At 75.1% G+C, this 21,084-nt stretch carries 16 protein-coding genes and 2 pseudogenes; 10 read left to right on the forward strand and 8 right to left on the reverse strand.

All coding sequences use genetic code 11. The features are described 5' to 3' along the window. Nucleotides 1-93 precede the first annotated feature (93 nt). Nucleotides 94-1,986: a DUF6311 domain-containing protein gene (locus JD77_RS20105; RefSeq protein WP_387226482.1), complete on the forward strand. Its 1,893-nt coding sequence runs from the start codon at nt 94-96 to the stop codon at nt 1,984-1,986. A 117-nt stretch (nt 1,987-2,103) separates the two neighbouring features. On the opposite strand, the gene JD77_RS33800 is transcribed toward JD77_RS20105, so the two are convergent. Together JD77_RS33800 and JD77_RS33805 are read right to left on the reverse strand one after the other, a co-directional pair. Further along, nucleotides 2,104-2,823 (reverse strand): hypothetical protein, encoded by a 720-nt coding sequence (locus JD77_RS33800; RefSeq protein WP_246140772.1) that lies wholly within the window; start codon nt 2,821-2,823, stop codon nt 2,104-2,106. Continuing rightward, on the reverse strand, nt 2,823-3,098 hold the full coding sequence (locus tag JD77_RS33805) for a hypothetical protein (protein WP_246140773.1): 276 nt from the start codon (nt 3,096-3,098) through the stop codon (nt 2,823-2,825). Before JD77_RS33805 ends, JD77_RS33800 begins: the two co-directional genes overlap by 1 nt. 179 nt (nt 3,099-3,277) lie before the next feature. Here JD77_RS33805 and JD77_RS33810 point away from each other — a divergent pair, with 179 nt between their 5' ends. Next, nucleotides 3,278-3,790, forward strand: a complete 513-nt coding sequence (locus JD77_RS33810) for a hypothetical protein (RefSeq protein WP_246140774.1) — start codon at nt 3,278-3,280, stop codon at nt 3,788-3,790. A gap of 48 nt (nt 3,791-3,838) precedes the next feature. Here the strand turns inward: JD77_RS33810 and JD77_RS20115 are convergent, their stop codons facing one another. Together JD77_RS20115 and JD77_RS20120 are read right to left on the reverse strand one after the other, a co-directional pair. Then, on the reverse strand, nt 3,839-5,704 hold the full coding sequence (locus JD77_RS20115) for a hypothetical protein (RefSeq protein ID WP_387226514.1): 1,866 nt from the start codon (nt 5,702-5,704) through the stop codon (nt 3,839-3,841). 122 nt (nt 5,705-5,826) lie between these two features. Next, nucleotides 5,827-6,315 carry a C39 family peptidase gene (locus JD77_RS20120; RefSeq protein WP_246140775.1) on the reverse strand — a complete coding sequence of 163 codons (489 nt, stop codon included), beginning with the start codon at nt 6,313-6,315 and terminating at the stop codon, nt 5,827-5,829. A 253-nt stretch (nt 6,316-6,568) separates the two neighbouring features. On the opposite strand from JD77_RS20120, the gene JD77_RS20125 reads away from it, so the two are divergent. The 4 genes and pseudogenes from JD77_RS20125 to JD77_RS20140 all read left to right on the forward strand — a co-directional run. Beyond that, complete coding sequence (locus tag JD77_RS20125; RefSeq protein WP_145775714.1) at nt 6,569-7,237, forward strand: response regulator transcription factor; 669 nt, start codon at nt 6,569-6,571, stop codon at nt 7,235-7,237. After that, a complete protein-coding gene (locus JD77_RS20130) occupies nt 7,228-8,427 on the forward strand; it encodes a sensor histidine kinase (RefSeq protein WP_211372830.1) in 1,200 nt (399 codons plus the stop codon). Before JD77_RS20125 ends, JD77_RS20130 begins: the two co-directional genes overlap by 10 nt. 164 nt (nt 8,428-8,591) lie before the next feature. Next, nucleotides 8,592-11,132, forward strand: coding sequence for a malectin domain-containing carbohydrate-binding protein (locus JD77_RS20135; protein ID WP_145775716.1), 2,541 nt, complete (start codon nt 8,592-8,594; stop codon nt 11,130-11,132). 175 nt (nt 11,133-11,307) lie between these two features. After that, nucleotides 11,308-11,595 (forward strand): annotated as a pseudogene (locus tag JD77_RS20140) (VOC family protein); the annotation flags it as partial. Between the two features lie 116 nt (nt 11,596-11,711). Here the strand turns inward: JD77_RS20140 and JD77_RS20145 are convergent. Next, nucleotides 11,712-13,814, reverse strand: coding sequence for a 3-hydroxyacyl-CoA dehydrogenase NAD-binding domain-containing protein (locus JD77_RS20145; protein WP_145775717.1), 2,103 nt, complete (start codon nt 13,812-13,814; stop codon nt 11,712-11,714). Beyond that, nucleotides 13,811-15,031 carry a thiolase family protein gene (locus tag JD77_RS20150; protein WP_145775718.1) on the reverse strand — a complete coding sequence of 407 codons (1,221 nt, stop codon included), beginning with the start codon at nt 15,029-15,031 and terminating at the stop codon, nt 13,811-13,813. The genes JD77_RS20145 and JD77_RS20150 overlap by 4 nt, the downstream gene beginning before the upstream one ends. Nucleotides 15,032-15,231: 200 nt before the next feature. Here JD77_RS20150 and JD77_RS20155 point away from each other — a divergent pair, with 200 nt between their 5' ends. Together JD77_RS20155 and JD77_RS20160 are read left to right on the forward strand one after the other, a co-directional pair. Continuing rightward, nucleotides 15,232-15,609 (forward strand): PadR family transcriptional regulator, encoded by a 378-nt coding sequence (locus tag JD77_RS20155; RefSeq protein WP_145775719.1) that lies wholly within the window; start codon nt 15,232-15,234, stop codon nt 15,607-15,609. Nucleotides 15,610-15,611: 2 nt separating this feature from the next. Next, nucleotides 15,612-16,262: a hypothetical protein gene (locus JD77_RS20160; protein WP_145775720.1), complete on the forward strand. Its 651-nt coding sequence runs from the start codon at nt 15,612-15,614 to the stop codon at nt 16,260-16,262. Nucleotides 16,263-16,329: 67 nt separating this feature from the next. Here JD77_RS20160 and JD77_RS20165 read toward each other — a convergent pair whose 3' ends face one another. Beyond that, on the reverse strand, nt 16,330-17,658 hold the full coding sequence (locus JD77_RS20165; protein WP_145775721.1) for a ribonuclease D: 1,329 nt from the start codon (nt 17,656-17,658) through the stop codon (nt 16,330-16,332). A 773-nt stretch (nt 17,659-18,431) separates the two neighbouring features. Between JD77_RS20165 and JD77_RS33815 the strand changes: the two genes are divergently transcribed. Together JD77_RS33815 and JD77_RS32900 are read left to right on the forward strand one after the other, a co-directional pair. Next, a complete protein-coding gene (locus JD77_RS33815; protein ID WP_246140776.1) occupies nt 18,432-19,268 on the forward strand; it encodes a S1C family serine protease in 837 nt (278 codons plus the stop codon). A 76-nt stretch (nt 19,269-19,344) separates the two neighbouring features. Further along, on the forward strand, nt 19,345-20,268 hold the full coding sequence (locus JD77_RS32900; RefSeq protein WP_211372614.1) for an intermediate filament family protein: 924 nt from the start codon (nt 19,345-19,347) through the stop codon (nt 20,266-20,268). Between the two features lie 113 nt (nt 20,269-20,381). On the opposite strand, the pseudogene JD77_RS20185 reads toward JD77_RS32900, so the two are convergent. After that, a pseudogene (locus JD77_RS20185) lies at nt 20,382-20,941 on the reverse strand (DUF3000 domain-containing protein). Nucleotides 20,942-21,084 lie beyond the last annotated feature (143 nt).

The raw sequence follows: 21,084 nt of genomic DNA on the forward strand, positions 1-21,084 counted from the left end.
GGTTTTCCGGCCATTGTCCGGCTCCGGTAGACTCCGCCGACTGTGACCCATGCCGAGCCCCGTGGAGACTCCCCGCTGGTTCCCGACGCTCCCGTGGGCCCCGCGGCCCCGGCCGGCACCGCCCTCGCCGAGCCCCCGGATGTTCCGTCCGCGCCGGTCACCCTGGTCGAGCGGACGTCCCTTGTGGAACCGCCCGTGGGCGGGGCCGACGACACGACGTCCCCGGCCCGGGCCGGCCGGCGGTGGCGGTGGACGAGCCGGCGGCGTGACCTCGCCGTCTACGGCCTGTTCCTGCTCGCCGCGCTCTGGGTGACCAGCCAGATCTGGGCCGACCCGGCCGGCCGGGTCGCGTCGTTCTACAGCAGCGACCCGGCGCAGGTGCAGTTCTTCCTCGCCCACTCGGTCCGGGTGGTGCTGCACGGGGAGTTCCCGTTCTACACCGACCAGTTCAACTACCCGGACGGGGTCAACCTGATGGCCAACACGGCCATCCTGGCGCTCGGCATCCCGATGGTGCCGGTGACCCTCCTGTTCGGACCGGCCGTGTCGTTCGTGGTGCTGGTCACGCTCGGCCTCGCCGGGACGGCCGCCGCCTGGTACCGGGTGCTCTCCCGGCACGTCGTACGCACCCCGTTGGCGGCCGCCGTCGGAGGCTGGTTCTGCGGGTTCTCGCCGGCCATGCTCTCGCACGCCAGCTGGCACCCGAACATCATCTCCCAGTTCCTGCTGCCGTTCATCGTGTGGCGGGTGCTGGTCGTCACCCGGTCGCGGCGGCCCGTCCGCGACGGCGCGCTGCTGGCCCTGCTGGTCACCGCGCAGGCGTTCATCAACGAGGAGATCCTGCTCTTCACCGCGCTGGCCTGCGGGGTCTTCCTGACCGCGATGCTGGTGCAGCGGCCGGCGCTGTGGTCGGCGGCGTGGCGACCGCTGGGCGTCGCGCTGGCGGTCTGCGTCCTGCTGGCCGGGTCGCTGCTGGCGTACCCGCTGTACGTCCAGTTCGCCGGGCCGATGGCATACCACGGGCTCAGCGACGCGGTCCGTGACTACGGCAACGACATCGCCGCGTTCTTCGCCCCCGGCTCGCCGACGCTGGGCGGCCACCAGCGGGCCAACGTCAACCTGGCTCCGAACTACTCCGAGGAGAACGCCTTCTTCGGCTGGACCCTCGCGCTGCTGGCGGTCGGCATCGTGCTCTGGCTGCGCCGGGAGCCGCTGGTCCGGGCGCTCGCGGCGACCGGGGTGTTCTTCGCGGTGCTCTCCCTCGGCGAGCGGGTCTCCTGGTGGGACCGGGAGCTGTTCACCGGCCCGTGGGAGTGGCTGGTGCGGCTGCCGCTGCTCGACGCCGTGGTGCCCACCCGCTTCGGCATGATCACCGCGGTGGTGGTCGGGGTGCTGCTGGCGCTGGCGGTCGACCGGGTCTGGTCGCTGCGGCCGGCCGACGCGCGCACCGTGCGTACGCTCACGGTCGGCACCCTGGTCGCGGCCCTGCTGCCGATCGCGCCGATGCCGCTGAACGTCACCTCGCGTCCGCCGGTGCCGCACTTCATCACCGCCGACCGGTGGCGCGAGTACGTCGGGCCGGACCAGACCCTGGTGCCGATCCCGGTGCCGAGCATGGGCAACACGCACGGGATGCGTTGGGCGGCGTCCACCAACCTCGACTTCAAGATCCCCGGCGGCTACTTCCTCGCCCCGCGCAACGGCAACACCGGCGACCCGGGCCGCTTCGGCGGCCGGCCCAGCGGCCTCGGCGAGCTGCTGGACGAGGTGTCCACCACCGGCCGGACCCCGAAGCTCGACGACCGCCAGCGCCGCCGCTCGCTGGACGAGCTGCGGCACTGGCGGGCCGCCGTCCTGGTGCTCCCGGTGGGCCAGCACAACGCCGAGCCGCTGCGGCGTACGGTCGAGCAGCTCGTCGGCCCGGCGCGCCGGGAACTGGACGTCTGGGTCTGGGACGTCCGGACGTTGACCGACGCCTCCGCGTGATGGCCACCCCGGCCGTTCCCGCGCACGCCGTGGACGCCGGCCCCGCCCCGGCGCCGTCGGGGGCCGCCGGTGGGCGCGCCGGCCGGTGCGCGGCGTCGACGCGGCCGTGGTCGCCGGCTACCTCGGCCTCGCGGTGCTGCTCACGATCGGCCAGTGGGGCCGTCCGGACCGGCTGTTCCACCAGGACAACGACCAGATGCTGTTCGAGTGGATGCTGGCCTGGGCCGCGCGCGCGGTCACCGGCGCGGAGAACCCGCTGCACAGCGCCGCGCTGAACGCCCCGGACGGCGGCGTGAACCTGATGGCCAACACCTCGGTGCTGGGGCTGGGCGTCCCGCTGACCCCCGTGACGCTGGCGTTCGGCACCCAGACGGCCTTCCTGGTGGCCGTGGTCGGCTGCCTCGCCGGCACCGCCACCGCCTGGTACGTCCTGCTCGCCCGCCGGCTGGTGGGCTCCCGGGCCGCCGCGGCGGTCGGCGGGCTGTGCTGCGGGTTCGCCCCGGCATGGTCGCCCAGGCCGGCGCGCACCTGCACATGGCCGCCCAGTTCCTGGTGCCGCCGATCCTCGCGCTGGTCTTCCATCCGGGCCCCGACCGGGTACGCCGGCGCGGGGTCGCGCTCGGGCTGCTGGTGGCGTACCAGGCGTTCCTCGGCGAGGAGGTGCTGGTCTTCCTGGCGCTCGCCGCCGGCACGCTGGCCCTCGCGTACGCCCTCGCCGACCGGGCGACCGCGCGCCGGCTGGCGCCGGCGTTCCTGGGCCGGCTCGGCGTCGGCGCGCTGGTGGCGGCGCCCCTGCTGGCGTACCCGCTGTGGTTCCAGTTCTTCGGGCCGGGGCACTACCGGGGGGTGCCCTTCGACGCGCCGGGGTTCCGGCTCGACGCGGCCTCGTTCGTCGCGTCCGCCCGGCAGACGGTGCTCGGAGACGACCACCTGCCGGGGCTGTTGGCGCCGAACCCCAGCGAGGAGAACTCCTTCTTCGGGCCGGGGCTGCTCGTGCTCGTCGTGGTGATCGTGGTCTGGCTGTGGCGCCGGCCGCTGGTCCGGGCCCTGGCCGTGGTCGGGACGCTGGCCGCCCTGCTCTCGCTCGGCACCACGATCCGGGTGGACGGCACGTCGACGGGGCTGCCCGGCCCGTACCGGCTGGTGTCCGGGCTGCCGCTGCTCGACCTCGCGGTGCCGGCCCGGTTCGCGCTGATCTGCGTACCGGTGCTGGGGGTGCTCGTGGCGCTCTCGCTGGACCGGGTCCGGTCGGGCGCCGGGGCCGCCGCCGGGGCCCGCCGGTGCGGCTGCTGTGGGCGGGGCGGTGGCGGCCGCGCTGCTCCCGCTCGCCCCGACGCCGATCCGCGCGGTGCCGGCGTGGCCGGTGCCCGCGTTCGTCGCCGACGGCGGCTGGCGGCCGTACGTCCCGGCCGGGCGGACGCTGGTGCCCGTGCCCCCGGTCACCGGCGCGGGGGCGAGCCCGGCGACGTTCTGGTCGGCCCGGACCGGGCTGGCCTTCCCGGCGCCGGGCGGCTACTTCATCGGGCCCCGCTCCGCCGGCGACGCGACAGCCCGCTGGGGCGCCCCGGACCGCCCCACCTCGCTGCTGCTGCGCCGGGTGGCCGAGACCGGCGAGGTTCCGGTGGTGACGGATGCGGACCGCCGGCAGGCGGTGGCCGACCTGCGCCACTGGCGGGCCGCGGTGCTCGTCCAGGGCGGCCTGCACCGGGGCGACGCGGTCCGCCGTACGGTCGACCAGCTCGTCGGGCCCGGCCGCGAGGTCGACGGCGCGTGGGTCTGGGACGTGCGCGCCCTGGCGGGCTGACCACCAGGGCGGCGCACCCGTCGCCCCTCGTGCGAGCAGGTGCCCTCCTCACCCGAGGGGGCGGACGTCCCAGAGCCAGACGTCGTCGACCCGCTGGGGCGGTCCGAGCAGCGCGGTCATCAGCTCCCGCAGGACCCCCTCCCTCGGGTGCGCGCCGAGCACCACCACGGACGCCCGCCAGTAGCGCAGGTCGGCCACCGCCTGCCGGCGGTTCTCCTCGGTCAGCGCGGGGAGGGTGCCGGAGTCCATGGTGGAGTAGATCAGCGTGCTGGTCGGCCGGTTCGGCGCGCCGAAGGTGCCCTCGCCGAGCTCGTTCGGGCCGATGAAGTAGCCGCCGGGGACCGGGAACTCGTGCCCCGTCAGGGCGCTCCAGCGCAGGGTGGGCAGGCCGTGCACGTTGCTGGGGATCGGCACCGGCACCAGCGTCCGGCCCTCCGGCACGTACGGCCGCCAGCCGCCGGCCGTGATGAAGTGCGGCGGCGGGTCGACGTGCTGGGCCGGCAGCGGCCGGGGAACCAGCGGCAGCACGGCGAGCGCGAGGGCCGCGTACCCGACCGGGCGCAGCCAGCGGCGGGCGGGCCCGGCGGCGCGGGCCGGCGCGATCGCCGCCTCGGGGGTGCGGGGGGCCGGCACCCGCGGCGCGCCGGTGCGGGCCAGCGCGTCCCAGGCCAGGGCGAGCAGCACGCCGACGGCGGCGGCCACCACCAGGGCCAGCCGGGTGGGCATCATCATCTCGACCAGCGGCAGGTCGTCCGGGATGTGGCTCCACGGCCCGTCGACGTCGGTCTCCACCCCGTCGAACCGCACGACCGGGCCGATCGCGGCGACGCTGAAGACCACGACGAGCACGGCCACGATCCGGGCCGCCAGCGACCGGCGGACCAGCAGCACCAGGGCGACCAGCGCGACCAGCACCAGCGGCCAGCCGAACCAGGTGTTCTGCTCGGTCAGCCCGATGGTCTTCTCCACCGCCTCGTCGCCGGCGATCGTGTCCCGCGGGAACGTGACGAACGCCACCAGGTCCTCGCCCCAGCTGTGGAACACCCCGCCCTGCAGGCCCCGGTAGGACTGCGGGCCGTTGAACTGGAACCAGACCGGGTAGGCCGTCAGCAGCAGGGTGAGCCCGCCGCCGAGGCCGAGCGCGGCCAGGAAGCCCCGGGCGCGGGCCCAGGCCGCGCGCGGCCGCTGCGCCGCGTACGCCAGCACGACCACCAGGCAGGCCAGCGCCGTGAGCAGCAGCATCTCCTCGTTGACGAAGATCTGGTACGCCACCAGCAGCCCGAGCACGATGCCGTCGCGCCGCCAGCTCCGCTCCGGCTCGCCCAGCCGCAGCACCCGGGCCACGATCACCGGCAGCAGGTAGTTCGACACGAAGTTGGGCTGCCCGTTGGCGTGGTGGACGATGCCGGGCGCGAAGCCGAGGAACGCCCCGCCGAGGAACGCCGCCGCGCGCGAGCGCACCAGGTGCCGGGAGAGCATCCAGTACGAGGTGGCGGCGGTCGCGGTGAGGGCCCCGCCCAGGTAGAGGGCGTACGTCACCTGCGGTCCGAACAGGAGGGTCACCGGCGCGAGCGGGATGGTGGCCCCGAGCAGGGACGTGTTCGCCATCATGTTCACCCCGTCGGGGGCGTTCTGGCGGGTGGTGAACAGCGGGTTCTCCAGGTGCAGCACCGAGTACGCGCCGTGCGCGAAGAGCCACTCGAACCAGCTGTGGTCGGTCGGCAGGTGCGACGACACCCGGTGCTGGACGTCCCCCCAGTAGTTCAGGCACACCAGGACGCCGAGGAGCACATAGGCTCCGATGGCCAGAACGTCGGCGCGGGCCGGTCGGCGCCGGGGCGGCCGCGGAGCGGGCGCCGTGTCGGGTCCGGCCGCCGTGGCCGGCGCCGCGACGGGGGCGGGATCGGAGTTCAGCGAGGGTTCATCCACCGGCAGAGCCACGACGCGCCATCGTACAGGCGGGTGCTTGTGGACCCGGCCGGGCCGGTGCGTCCCGCTGCCGTCCGGCCGGTCGGCAGTCCACCAGGCCGCCCCGGCTACCAGTTGGGCTGGGCGGGCGGCGGGGGCAGCGGCACGTCGGGCGGCCGGATCACGTACACGATCCCGCCGCTGCCGCCCTGCCAGGCCGCCTCGAACCGGTGCCGGTCCACGGTCCGGCGGACCCCGGCGTCGTCCGGGGCGTACGGGTCGAGCACGAGCGGCACCCCGGCGGCCACGAACGCGCCCGCCTCGGCGAGCGACCGCAGCCGGGTGACGAACGCGTCCACCCCGTGCCGTGCCGCGTACGGGGTGTTGAACGCCCAGTTGCCCGCCCCGCCGAAGGCCGGGTCGTAGCAGTGCCGGGCGGCGTGCGTCACCGCCGGCCGGGGGCCGGCCGGCGTGACCCACGCGTACCGGTCGGGGGTGGGGCCGGCGCCCCAGCAGTCCAGCACCATGGCGACGCTGGTGGGGCTGCACCAGGAGTCCCCGCCGCCGCCCCAGCGGCGCTCCGGCCCGCCGTGCAGCCGCTGCGAGTACCGGGGCACGTCCAGCACGGTGCCCCAACCGGCCCGGTCCCCGGCGGCGGCGCGCGGCCCAGCTCGTACCAGCCGGTGGCCGGGGCGTCGCCGTGCCAGCCGCGCAGCTCGACCAGGATCCCGCAGCCGCATCCCGTGCCTGAAGGTTTTCTGCAACGCCCGGCGTCGGTGCCCGCCGACGACGGCCCGGTCCGGCCGGGTGGGACGCTGGTTTGGCGGCCGGCACTAGGTTGTCGGGAGGTGCGGGGCGAGGAGGTCGGGTATGCGGGTACTGGTGGTCGAGGACGAGCGCAACCTCGCGGACGCGATCGCGCGGGGGCTGCGCAAGCGCGGCATGGCGGTCGACGTCGCGTACGACGGGGACACCGGCCACGAGATGGCGTTCGTCACCCGGTACGACGTGGTGGTGCTCGACCGCGACCTGCCCGGCATGCACGGCGACCAGATCTGCGCCGAGCTGGCCACCTCCGGCACCCTGACCCGGGTGCTCATGCTCACCGCCAGCGGCACGGTCGCCGACCGGGTCGAGGGGCTGCAGCTCGGCGCGGACGACTACCTGCCCAAGCCGTTCGCGTTCGACGAGCTGGTGGCCCGGGTGCAGGCGCTCGGTCGGCGGGCCACCCCGGCCGCCCCGCCGGTGCTCGCCGTCGCCGACCTGGTGCTGGATCCGGCCCGCCGGGTGGTGACCCGCGGCGGCGCGCCCGTCGACCTGACGAACAAGGAGTTCGGGGTGCTCTGCGAGCTGCTGAAGGCACGCGGGGCGGTGGTCTCCAGCGAGGAGCTGCTGGAGCGGGTCTGGGACGCCAACACCGACCCGTTCACCACGATCGTCCGGGTCACCGTGATGACCCTGCGCAGGAAGCTCGGCGACCCGCCGCTGATCGAGACGGTCGTCGGGGCGGGCTACCGCACCGCCGAGGAATCCCGATGAGTGCGAGGCTGCGGCCCACGCTGCGGCTGCGGCTCACGCTGCTCAACGGGGTGCTGCTGGTGGGCGCCGGGGCGATCATGGTGCTGCTCGCCTGGCTGCTGGTGCGCGACGCGCTGCGCCCCACCGACGAGCTGCTCCCCGGCACCACGGTGGTGCTGGCCGACGGCCGGTCCCTGGACGCCGCGACGTGGCAGCGGCAGCTCGTCGACGCGGCCTCCCGGGAACTGCTGGCCAAGGGCCTCGTGGCGCTGGCGGCGATCAGCGTCGTCGGGGTGGCCGGCGCGTACGCGGTGGCCGGGCGGGCGCTGCGCCCCCTGCACCAGGTCACCGCGACCGCCCAGCGGCTGGGCGAGGCCACTCTCGACCAGCGGATCGGCTGGTCCGGGGCGGACGACGAGGTGGCCGAGCTGGCCAAGACGTTCGACGCCATGCTGGACCGGATCGCCGACGCGTTCGAGGCGCAGAAGCGGTTCGTCGCCAACGCCTCGCACGAGCTGCGGACGCCGCTGGCCGTGATGCGTACCGAGATCGACGTGACACTCAGCGACGACGAGGCGGACGCCGCCGAGTACCGCCGGATGGCCACCGTGGTCCGGGACGCCTCCGAGCGGGCCAACAGCCTGGTCGACGCGCTGCTGGTGCTCGCCCGCAGCGAGGCCCAGGCGGGCCGGCGGCTGGGCCGGCGCACCGAGTGCGACCTCGCCGCCGGCACCGCCAACGCCCTGTCCGCCGTGCGCCGCGAGGTGGAGCGGATCGGGCTGCGGGTGCAGACCGCGCTGGCGCCCGCCCCGGTGGTCGGCGACCCGGGCCTGCTCGACCGGCTGGCCGGCAACCTGATCGAGAACGCCGTCCGCTACAACCACCTGCAGGGCCGGATCTGGGTGCGTACCGGGTCGGACGGCCGCTCGTCCTGGCTGGTGGTCGGGAACACCGGGTTCGAGGTGAACCAGGCGGACGTGCCGGGGCTGTTCGAGCCGTTCCGGCGGGGCGGGCAGGAGCGCACCGGCGCCCGGGGGTCGGGGCTCGGGCTGTCCATCGTCCGGGCGGTCTGCGACGCGCACGGCGGCACCGTACGGGTCGTCGCCCAGCCCGGGGGTGGCCTGGAGGTCACGGTGACCCTGCCCGCCGCCGACGCGGCGCCGGCCGGGACCGCGCCGGCCCACGGCGGGCGCGGCGTGACGGACCGGTAGTTCGCCGTCACGGCAGAAAGGACCGCGCCCCTGGACGCCGGATGCTCCATGGGCGAAGGTGTGGTGGCACCACTGTGCACGACGCGCGCCCCGGGCCGGGCCGGCGGTCACGCCACCCGCGCGGGGTCGTTCCTTCTCGTCCGTATTTGCTCCGGGAGTTGCCCGTGACCCATCCCTCGGCCCAGGTCCGCCGCACGCTGGCGGGGCTCACCGCGGTCGCCCTGACCGCCGTCGGCCTCTCCGTCGCGACGGCGGCGCACGCCGCCCCCGACCACGCCACGGTGGTCTCCGCCGTCCCGTCCGCCGCGTCGCCGGACATCGTCGACGGCACCGTCTTCGCCATCCACGACGCCGGGGCCAAGATCATCGCGGCGGGCTCGTTCACCAAGGTCCAGAACCGCAACTCCGACGTGGACATCACCCGCAACTACGTGCTCGCCTTCGACAAGGCCACCGGCACGGTGGACACGGCGTTCGCGCCGGCCGTCGACGGCGAGGTGTACGACGTGGCCGCCGGCCCGACCGCCGGCACCGTCTACCTGGCCGGCAAGTTCAACACCGTCAACGGGGTCACCCGGCGCAAGGTGGCGGTGGTCGACGTCGCCACCGGCGCCACGGTCACCAGCTTCACCGGGCCCGCGTTCAACGGACTGGTCAACGACGTCGCCGTGGCCGGCAACCGGCTGCTCGTGGGCGGCATCTTCACCACCGCCGGAAACGCGAACCCGCGGGGCGGGCTCGCGTCGCTCAACGCCAGCACCGGCGCGCTCGACGGCTACCTCACCACCGCCCTCACCGAGAACCACAACTGGGACGGCGTCAGCGGGGCCAAGGCCGGCGTCGGCGCCGAGAAGCTGGCGGTCTCCCCGGACGGCACCCAGCTCGTGGTGATCGGCAACTTCCGCAAGGCCGACGGGGTGCTGCACGACCAGATCGTGCGGTTCGACCTCGGCGCGGCGTCGGCCACCGTGGCCGACTGGAACACCAGCCGGTACACCCCACGCTGCTCGTACTGGACGTTCGACACGTACATGCGCGACGTCGCCTTCGCGCCGGACGGCAGCTACTTCGTCGTGGTCACCACCGGCGCGGCGCACGGCGGCACGCTCTGCGACACCGCCACCCGCTGGGAGGCCGCGGCCACCGGCGACGGACAGGAGCCCACCTGGGCCAACTTCTCCGGGGGCGACACGTTCCTCTCCGTGGGGATCAGCGAGCAGGCCGTCTACGTCGGCGGCCACCTGCGCTGGGTCAACAACAGCTTCGGCTCGGACGCCGCGCAGGCCGGCGCGATCGGCCGGGCCAGCATCGCCGCCCTCGACCCGCGCAACGGCCTGCCGCTGTCCTGGAACCCGGGCCGGCACCCGCGCGGCTACGGCGTCGCCGAGCTGCTGGTGACCCCGCAGGGCCTCTGGCTCGGCTCCGACCAGTCCTGGATCGGCAACTTCCAGTACCGCCGCGAGCGGATCGCGTTCTTCCCGCTGACCGGCGGAAAGGCCCCGCACCCGACCACCACCGCCGGCCTGCCCGGCACGGTGTACCAGGCCGGCGTGCCGGTGCCGACGAACGTGCTGTACCGGGTCAACGCGGGCGGACCGGTGGTCGCGGCCAGCGACAACGGGCCCGACTGGAGCGCCGACGACGGCGGCAACCCCAGCCCGTACCACAACACGGGTAGCAGCGTCGCCGGGTTCGCCCCGGTCGGCAGCCTGGACGGCACCGTACCGGCCGGAACCCCGGCCGCGCTGTACAGCGACGAGCGGTACGACGGCGCAGGCGGCCCCGAGATGGAGTGGGACTTCCCGGTTCCCGCGGGCACCGAGGTCGAGGTCCGCCTCTACCTGGCCAACCGGTACGACGGCACGGCCGCCCCCGGCTCCCGCGTGTTCGACGTGACGCTGGACGGCACGCTGGTGCTCGACAACCTCGACCTGTCCGGGAGCGTCGGCCACAACGTCGGCGCGATGCGGTCGTACACGATCGTCAGCGACGGCACGGTCGACATCGATTTCGGGCACGTCGTGGAGAACCCGCTCGTCAACGCGATCGAGATCGTCAAGACCGGCCCGCCGCCGGGCGGCACCGGCGACGAGGTGCAGGCCCGGTCGTACGACGGGGCTGGCGCGGTCGGCGCGGCGACCACGGTGGCCAACCCGGACGCCACCGCCTGGTCCACGGCCAAGGGGGCGTTCTGGGTCGGCGGCACCCTGTTCTACGGGATGAACGGGGCGCTGTGGCGGCGCACCTTCGACGGGTCCGCGTTCGGCGCGCCGAGCCTCGTCGACCCGTACCACGACGCGTACTGGGACACGGTGGTGACGGACTCCGGCCCGCAGGGGCAGACGTACGTCGGCTCGACCGTCAACTTCTACCCGGAGATCCCCAACGTGACCGGCATGTTCTACACCGCCGGCCGGCTCTACTACACCCTGTCCGGTCAGGGCGGCCTGTTCTGGCGCTGGTTCACCCCGGACAGCGGCGCGGTCGGCGCCGAGCGGTTCACCGTCGCGGGGGTCACCGGCTTCGCCGACAGCGGGGGGATCCTCCTCGCCGGCGGCACTCTGTACCGGGTCAGCCGCTCGACCGGGGCGCTCGCCTCGACCGCCTGGGCCGGCGGCGCGCCCACCGGCGCGTTCACCACGGTCAGCGGTCCCGCCGTGGACGGGGTGGACTGGCGGGCGAAGGCGGTCTTCGTCGGCCCGTGACGCCCCGCCCGCACGTCCCGGCCCGGTCCCGCGTCCGCGCGGGCCGGGCCGGCTCCGTTGTGGCGCCCGCGCCGGGCCGGCACTCTTCCGGGTACGCCGGAGAAGCCATTGCCGGGCCGCCGGCGGCCTGACATGATCGCCGCGCGTCAGCCCGGCGACCGGAGGGAGGCAGCCCGACGACCTCCCCGGCGACCCCGAGGCGATGCTGCTCCCGCCCGGCGGGGCGGCGGTGCTGTTCCTCCAGGTGCCCGAGGGCAAGACGGTGAAGAACCGCGTCCACCTGTGCCTGGAGCCGGCCGACCGGAACCGGGACGCCGAGGTGGAGCGGCTGCTCGCGCTCGGCGCCACCGAGGTCGCCGACCACCGGCGGCCGGACGGCACCGGCTGGGTGGTGCTCGCCGACCCGGAGGGCAACGAGTTCTGCGTGCTGCGCAGCGCCGCCGAGCGCGCCGCGACGCCATAGGTCGCCGCGCAGATTCCCGGAGAGTGTGACTGTCCGACGCGGAACAGCCACCCTTTCCGGGAAGTGGCCGCGCCCGTCCGCCGCCGGCCCGGCGGCGGACGGGGAAGCGGGGAGGGTCAGGCGGGGAGGCTGGCCAGCCCGGCGGGCAGGAACCGCCGGCCCGTGACCCGCTCGCTGGTGCCGGTCCGGTCCAGGTACGGCGTGACGCCGCCGAGGTGGAACGGCCAGCCGGCACCGAGGATCATGCACAGGTCGATGTCCTGCGCCTCGGCCACGACGCCCTCGTCCAGCATCAGCCGGACCTCCTGCGCCAGGCCGTCGAGCGCGTTCCGGCGTACCTGCTCGGCGGTCAGCGGCTGGTCGCCGACCACGAGCAGCTTCGCCACCTCGGGGTTGATCTCGTCGTCGACCACGATCGGCTGGCCGGCGTCGGCGATCCGCCTGAGGTTCTCGCTGACGTCGAACCGGTCCGGGAACGCGGCGTGCAGCGTGCCGCCCACGTGGTACGCCACGGCCGGGCCGACGAGCTGGAGCAGGGCCAGCGGCCGCATCGGCAGGCCCAGCGGGTCCAGGGCGCTGTCGGCCACGTCCAGCGGGGTACCGGCGTCGACGGCGGCGAAGACGCTGCCGAGGAAGCGGGTCAGCAGCCGGTTGACCACGAACGCGGGCGCGTCCTTCACCAGCACCGACGACTTCTTCAGCTGCCTGCCGACGGCGAACGCGGTGGCCAGGGTGGCGTCGTCCGTCCGCTCGCCCCGGACGATCTCCAGCAGCGGCAGCACGGCGACCGGGTTGAAGAAGTGGAAACCGACCACCCGCTCCGGGTGCTCCAGCTCGGCCGCCATCGCCGTGACCGACAGGCTGGAGGTGTTCGTCGCGAGCACCGCCTCCGGGGAGACGATCTTCTCCAGCTCGGCCCAGACCTGCTTCTTGACGTTCAGGTCCTCGAACACGGCCTCGATGACGAAGTCACAGTCAGCGAACGAAGTGAGCTGGCCCGGCGCCGACGCCGCGAACGCCTCTGCCTTCGGGGAGCCGCTGATCAGGCCGTACAGCTTGGCCGCCGTGCCCTTGTCCATCCGGCCCTTGGAGACCTGCTTCTCGATCTGGGTGTGCACGTAGCCGACGCCCTTGTCGACGCGGGCCTGGTCCAGGTCGGTCAGCACGACCGGCACCTGGAGGCGGCGGGCGAACAGCAGCGCGAGCTGGCTGGCCATCAGGCCGGCGCCCACGATGCCGACCTTGGTGACCGGGCGGGCCAGGTCCTTGTCCGGCGCGCCGGCCGGCCGCTTGGCCCGCCGCTGCACCAGGTCGAACGCGTACAGGCCGCTGCGTAGCTCCGCGGAGAAGGCCAGGTCCGCGAGGGCCTCGTCCTCGGCGGCGGTGCCGGTCGCGAAGTCCGCGTCCCTGGCCGTCTCCAGCAGGTCCAGCGCCCGGTACGCGGCCGGGACCGCGCCGTGCAGCCGCTGGTCCAGGGTCTGCCGGGCGAAGTAGAGCACGCCCGCCCACATGTCCCGGTCGACCTCGGGCCGGGTCACCGTGATCTGGCCGCGCACCACGCCGGCGGCCCACTCCAGCGAGCGTTCGAGGAAGTCCGCCGGCTCCAGCAGCACGTCCGCGATGCCCATCCCCGCCGCCTGCTTCGGCTTGAGCATCCTGTTCTGCATCAGCGGGTTCTGGATGATCACCTGGGTCGCGGCCGGGATGCCGATCAGGTGCGGCAACAGCTGGGTGCCGCCCCAGCCCGGGACCAGGCCGAGGGAGACCTCGGGCAGCGCGAGCGCGGAGGCCCCGCCGGACAGGGTCCGGTAGTGGCAGTGCAGCGCCAGTTCCAGGCCGCCGCCCATCGCCGCGCCGTTGACGAACGCGAAGGTGGGGACCGGGCTGTCCTTCAGCCGGGCGAAGACCCGGTGGCCGAGCCGGCCGATCTCCAGCGCCTGCTCCCGGTCGGCGAGCTGCGGCAGGCTGGTGAGGTCCGCGCCCACGCAGAAGATGTACGGCTTGCCGGTGACCGCCACGAACGCCGGGTCCCCCGCGAGGGCGGCGGTGATCGCCTCGTCCAGGCTGGTCAGGCCGCCCGGGCCGAACGTGTTCGGCTTGGTGTGGTCGAAGCCGTTGTCCAGGGTGATCAGGGCGGCCGGGCGGTCCAGCCCGGGCACGTGCACCTGGCGCAGCAGCGCCTTCGTGACCACCTCGTTCGGTGCCGCGAGCGTGCTCACTTGTCGCCCTCCCGCTGAGCCGGCTTGCTGGACTCCGTCCAGTGTGGGTTCTCCCAGATCACGGTGCCGCCCATGCCGATGCCGACGCACATGGCGGTGAGGCCGTAGCGGACCTCGGGGTGCTCGGCGAACTGCCGGGCGAGCTGGGTCATCAGCCGCACCCCGGAGGAGGCGAGCGGGTGACCGATGGCGATCGCGCCGCCCCACGGGTTGACCCGCGGGTCGTCGTCGGCGATGCCGAAGTGGTCGAGGAAGGCCAGCACCTGCACGGCGAACGCCTCGTTCAGCTCGAACAGGCCGATGTCGTCGATGGTCAGGCCGGCGATGCGCAGCGCCTTCTCGGTCGACGGGATCGGGCCGACGCCCATCACCTCGGGCTCGACGCCGACGAAGCCGTACGAGACGAGCCGCATGGCCACCGGGAGGCCCAGCTCGCGGGCCGTGGACTCGGCGGCGATCAGGCTCGCGGTCGCGCCGTCGTTCAGGCCGGCGGAGTTGCCCGCGGTGACCCGACCGTGCGGGCGGAACGGGGTCTTCAGGGTGGCGAGCTTCTCCATCGAGGTGTCGCGGGGCGCCTCGTCCACGGTGGCCAGGCCCCAGCCGCCGTCGGAGTCGCGGGTGGCCACCGGCACCAGGTCGCCCTGGAGCTTGCCGTTGGCGTACGCCTTCGCGGTCCGCTGCTGGGAGGCGAGCGCGAACGCGTCCGCGCGCTCCTTGGTGACGTGCGGGACCCGGTCGTGCAGGTTCTCCGCCGTGGCGCCCATGACCAGGGCGGACGGGTCGACCAGCTTCTCGGCGACGATGCGCGGGTTCGGGTCGACGCCCTCGCCCATGGGGTGCCGTCCCATGTGCTCGACGCCGCCGGCGATCGCCACGTCGTACGCGCCCATGGCGATGCCGCCGGCCACGGTCGTGACGGCGGTCATCGCACCGGCGCACATCCGGTCGATGGCGAGGCCGGGCACCGTCCTGGGCAGGCCGGCCAGCAGGGCGGCGGTGCGGCCGATGGTGAGGCCCTGGTCGCCGATCTGGGTGGTGGCGGCGATGGCGACCTCCTCGACGCGCTCCGGCGGCAGCTGCGGGTTGCGGCGCAGCAGCTCGCGGATGCAGCGGATCACGAGGTCGTCGGCGCGGGTGTTGGCGTACATGCCACCCGCCTTGCCGAACGGGGTGCGGACGCCGTCGACGAAGACGACGTCCCGGACTTCACGGGGCACTTGAGCCTCCTTTTCGACCATGGTTCGGCCTTCGGCGCCGACAGGCGGCGCCGCGGACCGAACGACGGTCGCCGGCACGGGCGTGGTCCCTCGGATGCTACTCGCCGGTAACTATCGCCGTGGGTGTCCCCCTGTGTGGCGCGCCCCACATTGAGGCGGTATTTGGCGTCACATAATAGCCGCGAGCTATTATGTGACGCATGACACCGGGCGTCGGATCCGAGGGCCGCGACCGCCACACCCAACTGCTCAGAGGCGTGCTCGACATATGCATGCTGGCGCTGCTCGACCGGGAGCCCGCCCACGGCTACGAGCTGGTCCGCCGGCTGAACGCCGCCGGGCTGGACGCTGTCGGCTACGGCACGGTCTATCCGCTGCTCACCCGGATGCGCCGGCTCGGGCTGGTCGCCGACGTGGTCGAGGAGAGCCCGACCGGCCCGCCCCGCAAGGTGTACGCGCTCACCCGCGACGGGCGGCAACAGCTCGCCACCTGGAAACGGCAGTGGTGGACCTTCACCGACACGATCAACGCCACGATCACCGACGCGGGGTCCGCCGCGTCCACCACCGGGAGGTAGCCGTGCAGGACGCCGACGACGTCATCGCCACCGCCGAGCGCGAGTGGCGGGCCATGGGGGTCGTGCCCCGCGACCGGGCGGCGCTCGCCGCGGACCTGCGGCGGGAACTGGAGGCGGCCGCTGCCGACGGCATCACCCCGCGGCAGCTGCTGGGCGGCGCCGACGTCAGGGCGTTCGCCCGCCGGCTCGCCGCCGAGTCCGGCGCCGAACGTCTGACGTACGAGACGGAACGGCTGTTGCGCACCGCGCTGGCCGGGGCGGCGCCCGGGCTCGTCCTCTCCTGGCTGCTGCTCTGGGAACAGGTGCCGTTCGGGGTCGACATGCCAGGCGCCCTTCTGGTGGCCCGGCACGCGATCTGCGCCGCGGCCGTGCTCGTGGGCGCGCTGCTCGCCGTCCGGCTCAGGATGCGCGACGTGCCGGGGATCGACCGGACGGTGTGGGCGATGGCCCTGCTCGTGCCGCTGGCCGGGGCGCTGGTCACCCCGCTCACCATGGCCTTCGCCTGGACGACCGGCTACAGCACCGCCCTGCCCGTGCTGCTGTTCGAGGCGGCGATGGTGGGCGCGGCGTTGGCCGGGGCGACCCTGCTGGCCCGCTGGTGGGCGCTGACACCCGCGCTCCGCGACGCGCAGCCGGTCGCCCCCGGTCACTGAACCGCCCCAGGTCACCGAACCGCCCCCGGCCGGCGGAATCCGCCGCCGGCCGGAGCCACCGGCTCGGTCAGGAGCCGGTGGCCGGCTCCCCGAGCGCGGGGGTGAGGTCCGGGACCAGCAGGGTCAGCTGCCACTCGCGGGCACCGTGGCCGCGCAGCGTCTCGGCGACGGTGTCCTCGGTGACCTCGTCCGGCGGGGTCCAGGCGAGGCGGCGGATCGAGTCCGGCGCGATCAGATTCTCCGGCGGCAGCGTGTGCGCCCCGGCGATCCGGATCACCACCTCCCGGCACCGGGCCAGCCGGCCCGCCGCCACCGGGTCCCGCTCCGCCCACCGGTGCGGCGGGGGCGGCCCCTCCACCACCGGGGCGACCGGCAGCGCGTCGTCCGGCAGTTGCCGGGCGTCGTCCAGCGCCGCCAGCCACGTACGGGCCAGCCGGCGCACCGAGCGGCCGCCGAACCCGGGCAGGGTGAGCAGGGTCTTCTCGTCCCTCGGGTCCAGCTCGGCCGCGGCGACGATCGCCGAGTCCGGCAGCACCCGGCCCGGCGCGGCGTCACGGCGGGCGGCGATCTGGTCCCGCGCGTACCACAGGGAACGGACCCGGGCCTGGGCCCGGGCGCCGCGCACCCGGTGGATGCCGGAGGTGCGCCGCCAGGGCTCCGCCCGCACCCGGGGCGGGCGCGCGCCGGCGCGGATCAGCGCGGCGAACTCCTCCGCCGCCCACGCCGACTTGCCCTGCCGGGTCAGCTCCTCGTCGAGCGCGTCGCGCAGGTCGACCAGCAGCTCGACGTCGAGGGCGGCGTAGGTGAGCCAGGACTCCGGCAGCGGACGGCTCGACCAGTCGGCCGCCGAGTGGTGCTTCTCCAGGCTGAACCCGAGTAGCTGCTCGGTCAGCGCGGCCAGGCCGACCCGCTCGAATCCGGCCAGCCGAGCGGCCAGTTCCGTGTCGAAGAGGCGGCGCGGGCGTAGCCCCAACTCGGTCAGGCAGGGCAGGTCCTGGCTCGCGGCGTGCAGCACCCACTCGGCGTCCGCGATCGCCGCGTCGAGGGCGCTGAGGTCGGGCAGCGGGAGCGGGTCGATCAGCACGGTGCCGGCGCCGGCCCGGCGCAACTGCACCAGGTACGCGCGCTGGCTGTAGCGGTACCCCGAGGCGCGCTCGGCGTCCAGGGCGACGGGGCCGGTGCCGGCCGCGAAGCGGGCCACGACCTCGGCGAGCTCGGCCTCGGCGGCCACCGGCTGGGGGGTGCCCTCGCGTGGGGCGGTCAGCGGCACGGGCGCGCCGCCGGTCGGTTCGGGCCCCGCGCCCGCCGGCTCCAGGGTGGCCGAGGGGGCGTCGTGCGGCTCGTCTCCCGTTCGGCTCTCGGCGGCCCGACGGCGCAGGGGTGGTTCGTCGGTCACCTGACAACCCTAGTGCGCCCGGCCGACAGACGCGCGCAGCCGGGTAGGGCCGTGTCGGTGCCGGCGACTTGACGCGACATGGCAGGGTCGGACATCGGGGGAGACAAAGCGCTTTCGTGCAGGTACGTTCCTCCGGGCCGTTCGTCCGGGATCGCACCGGCGGGCGGCGCAGGCACCGGGGCGGCTACGGGGAGGGCGTTGGCCATGACGACGGCTGGGTACGGTCCGACGGGCGGGAGGCAGGTCCCGGGCGACGGGGACGGCTGGCGGGATGCCGCCGCACCTCCCGCTTCCGCTCCTCCCGCTTCGGTTCCTCCCGCTTCGGTTCCTCCCGCTGCCTCCGCCCCTCCCGCCGCGCCTGGCGCTGCCTTCGCCGCTCCCGGCGTTGCCGCCGCCCCCGGCGAGGCCCGGGACACCGGCACCCGCCCAGGCCCGCTGCCGCCGCGGATGGAGCCTCCGCGCGGCACGGCCAGCCCGTACCCGCCGCCCACCGTCCCCGGTCAGGCGACGGTCCCCGGCCAGTGGGCCGGCGGCTCGGCCCCCGCCGGCTGGCCCGCGGCCGGGCAGCACCCCGCCGCGCCCGTCGCCCCGCCGGTGGCCGGCCCGGCGCATCCGCAGGCGTCGCCCGTCAACCCGGCGCCCCCGCAGGCGTCGCCCGGCGGTCCGGCGTTCCCGCAGGCGTCCCCGGTCGTCGGCCCCACGCACGCGCACGGTCCCGCCGCGTCCGGGGCGGCGTATCCGCAGGGCGGGCCGTCCCCGGTCCCCGGGCCGGCGTGGCCGACCCAGGCCGGCGTGCCCGCCCCAGCCGCTGGCCCCGCCCGCCCGCCCCCGCGCGGGGGCGGGCGCTCGGGCTGGTCGCGCTCGGGCTGGCCGTGGTCCTGGCCGTGGCGGCGGGCGTGCAGGCGTACCAGATCAACCGGCTCTCCGACCGGCTCGCCGACACGAACCGGCGGCTGACCGCCGCGCAGGAGGGCGACAACACGCGGCTCGACGGTCTGGACCAGCGGACGCAGGCACTGGAGAAGCAGGCCGGCGCCCAGTTCAACCCGGAGGCGGTGGCCAGCGCGGTGCTGCCCAGCGTGTTCCGGGTCCGGGCCGGGCAGTTCACCGGCACCGCGTTCGCGGTCGGCAAGCCGGCCGACCGCGGCGGGACGAACCTGTTCACGAACTTCCACGTCGTCGAGTCGGTCTGGGAGGGCGGCGGCCGACAGGTTTTCCTGGAGCGCACCGACCAGCGCTTCCCGGCCACCATCGTCAAGGTCGACAAGGAGAACGACGTCGCGCACCTGCGCACGTCCGGTCGGTTCACCGGCCTCGTGACGGCGTCCACCCCGGTCAAGTCCGGGCAGCAGATCGTCGTCGTCGGCGCCCCGCTCGGGCTGGAGGACAGCGTCACGACCGGTGTGGTCAGCGCCTTCCGCGAGGCCGACCAGGGCTCCGGGCCGGTCATCCAGTTCGACGCCCCGATCAACCCCGGCAACTCGGGCGGTCCGGTCATCAACGGCCAGAAGCAGGTGGTCGGGATCGCCACCGCCAAGGCCCGCGACGCGGAGGGCATCGGCCTCGCCGTACCCATCAAGATCGCCTGCGACGGCTTCCGGATCTGCTGACCGCCGCCGCCTTCGTACCAACCGATCCGCTGGCCCCGCCGGCCGCCGGGCCCGTCACCTGGAGGAAGAAGAGACAATGACCCAGCCACCGACCGGGCCGGGGGGCCAGCCGCCGTACCCGCCGCCGGGCGGCGCCGGCTACGGCCCCGGCCAGCCCGTTCCCCAGCAGTACGGCCCGACCGGTCAGCCGAACGAGCCGACCCGGCAGTTCACCCCCGGCCAGTACGGACCCCCCCAGCCGGCCGAGCCGACGCAGCAGATGCCCACCCAGCAGATGCCGCAGTACCCGGCACCGCAGCCGGGCCAGCCGGCCGTCCCGCCGCCCGTTCCGCCCGCCGCCCCGCCCGTCCCGCCGCCGGCACCGGCCTTCGGGCAGCAGCCGCCGTCCGCGCCGCCGGCACCGCCCTTCGGGCAACAGCCGCAGTCCGCGCCGCCGTTCGGGCAGCCCGTCTCCACTCCGCCGGTCTCCGGGCCCGGGTACCCACAGCCGATGTCGGTGCCGCCGGCCTCCGGCCCGGGCTTCGGCCAGCCCATGTCGGGCCCGCCCGGCTCCGCGCCGCCCTACGGCGCGCCCGGCACCGGGGGCAAGGGCAAGCGCACCGCGCTCGTCCTGGGCCTGGTGGCGGCGCTGCTCCTCGTCCTCGGCGGGGTGATGACGGGCCTGTACGTGACCAAGAGCAGCGAGCTGAACCGTACCGAGCAGCGGCTGACCGCCCAGGTCAGCGAGCGGGACGGGACGATCGCGGCGAACAAGACCGAGATCGAGAAGCTGAAGGCCGACCTCCAGAGCGTTCGGGACAAGCTGTCCGACACCGAACAGGACCTCACGGGCACCCGCAACGACCGGGACGAGCAGGCCCGGCAGAAGAAGGTCATCGCGACCTGCCTGGACAAGCTCACCTCGGCGCTGGCCGCCGCCGCGGCGAACAACAAGGCCGCGTACGACAAGGCCACCCAGGGGATGAACAAGATCTGCGACGAGGCCGAGAACTACCTCTGACGGGTCCGCCGTACCGCGGGCCGCGCCACCGGAACCCGGCGGCGTGGCCCGCGCCGGTCCGGTCAGGCCACGCCACCGGACACCGTTGCGCTGGCGCGGCCCGCGCTGGACCGTCAGGCCGCGCCGGCCGGGCGGCGCTCCGGCAGCGCGGTCACCCCGGGCGGGGCAGCCCCGCCGTCGAGGAGAGCAGCGCGCACCAGGCGAGCAGGTGCGGGGTCAGGTCCTCCCCGAGCGGCGTCCAGGAGGCGCGGATCTCGATGTCGCCGGCGGTCGGCGGACCGGCCAGGTCGCCGAAGCGGGTCGACATGGTCTGGGTGACCGTGCCGCCGATCGCCCGGTGCCGGGCGTCCTGCGCGTCGAGGGCGTCCGTCAGCCAGGTCCAGCCGACCCCGGGCAGCAGCGGGTCGGCGGCCAGGTCGACCTCCAACTCCGCCGTCACGTAGGTGACCAGCCGCAGCGTGCCCTGCCATGCCTCGTGCCCGGCCGGGTCGTGCAGCAGGATGAGCCGCCCGGTGGCCACCTCGTCGCCGTCGCGCAGCACGGTCGCGGAGAGCGCGAACGCGTACGGCGCGAGCCGCTGCGGCGCGCCGACCTCCTCCAGGATGATCTCCGACCGGGGCGCGGCCGACCGGAGCCCGGCGACCGCGCGGGCGAAGGTCTCCGGGAGCGCGATCGGGGGGCCATGTCCGGCAGCCTATGCCGCCCGCCCGCCGGGCGCCGGAAACGGCGCGCCGACGGCCGGCCCACCCGCCCGGTACACGTCACAAAGGCGGCGGGGGCGGCGGGAGCGAGCCGGGGCGCATGGCACGATTGCCG

This window comes from Micromonospora olivasterospora (genome assembly GCF_007830265.1).
Classification (GTDB): domain Bacteria; phylum Actinomycetota; class Actinomycetes; order Mycobacteriales; family Micromonosporaceae; genus Micromonospora; species Micromonospora olivasterospora.

What these genes read in the sequence shown, in the direction of transcription:
- JD77_RS20125 (WP_145775714.1), top strand. Translation starts at nt 6,569, where the DNA reads ATGCGGGTACTGGTGGTCGAGGACGAGCGCAACCTCGCGGACGCGATC.
- JD77_RS20155 (WP_145775719.1), top strand. Translation starts at nt 15,232, where the DNA reads ATGACACCGGGCGTCGGATCCGAGGGCCGCGACCGCCACACCCAACTG.
- JD77_RS32900 (WP_211372614.1), top strand. Translation starts at nt 19,345, where the DNA reads ATGACCCAGCCACCGACCGGGCCGGGGGGCCAGCCGCCGTACCCGCCG.